This window comes from Rhodoferax sp. ZS1R8 (assembly GCF_056521325.1).
In genome coordinates, this window is the sequence record NZ_JBWMBA010000196.1 from 1 (window position 1) to 1,051 (window position 1,051).

Sequence of the window (1,051 nt, forward strand, 5' to 3'; positions counted from 1 at the left end):
TACGGCAACCTGCCCCCCCGAGGCCGACAACGGCCCATGGAGCTGGAAACGGTATCCCATCATCCAAGTCATGTGCCGTGCAGTATGCGGAAACTACACCTGAAGCTTGACCCCCAATGAAGTGACATTGGCTCAGCATGCGCACGATGCCCCTTCCGAGAGATCCATGCCTTCGCAATCTGAATCGTTGTGGACATCCAGTACATAACTCGCGGCCTTTTGCAGACGCTGAGGCGGCCCACCATTTCCCGCCGTATTGAACTCATCGATAGACCAATCGCCAGGACCTTCGCTGCTAATACAGAGGGTTGCGCAGAGTTTGGGGTTGTCCTGCACTTCCAGATGAAAAAGCTTGCTCTCGTCTTTCTCGCACTTCATGAAGTAGCGATAAGCTTGCCCTACATCGGAAAGGCAATGACCCATGGTGCGCCCTTCTTGCAGGATTGCTTTGCCGCTGGTGATAGGGATGATGCGCACTCCGTGAACAACCGTCTTCATCTCCACCCAGCATGAGAATTCACTCGGCATTTGCATATGCTTTTTCAGATAAGCCACCCATCCGCCGTTCTTGACGTAGACGCCGCTCTCGACCAAGTGAATGAGCATGTCAGTCGCGAGACTGCTATCTTCTTCCTCAGCCCACTTACGAAGAAGTCTGGAAAGCTGATCTGGCTGAGGGAGGTCAGTGTGGGGGCGCAAGGCCAACAAGATGTTTTCAATTTGGCACAGATGCCCCGAAGAAAGTCTCGCGCGCGCTACACAGCTGCAATAGGGTTCCCGGGCTCAGTGCAGCGATAGTCTGAATTTGCTCTTTGTTGAAGCCATGACTCGCAAGCGTCGCCATGTGCTCTTCTTCTGCGCGGATTTGGTCCCGCCGCGGAAGCAGCGACATGGCTACAGCACTCAGTCGATATAGCTTATCGGCAGATGGGTCACTGCCTGGTCGTGGGCGATCTTCTGTGAACATTTGCTACTCTCCACTTGCCGGCAACAAGCGAATCCAGTCCGCGAGTCGATCGCGCTCCCTTGTGGTCATATCCATGGGCACCTT

General features: G+C 54.5%; 1 protein-coding gene. It reads right to left on the reverse strand.

Annotated features, from left to right (window positions below; all coding sequences use genetic code 11):
* Positions 1–132: 132 nt before the first annotated feature.
* Entirely contained in the window at positions 133–606 is a 474-nt protein-coding gene (locus tag AC097P_RS24955) for a hypothetical protein (RefSeq protein ID WP_479613099.1), read from the reverse strand.
* Positions 607–1,051: the final 445 nt, after the last annotated feature.

What these genes read in the sequence shown, in the direction of transcription:
- AC097P_RS24955 (WP_479613099.1), bottom strand. Translation starts at nt 606, where the DNA reads ATGCTCATTCACTTGGTCGAGAGCGGCGTCTACGTCAAGAACGGCGGA.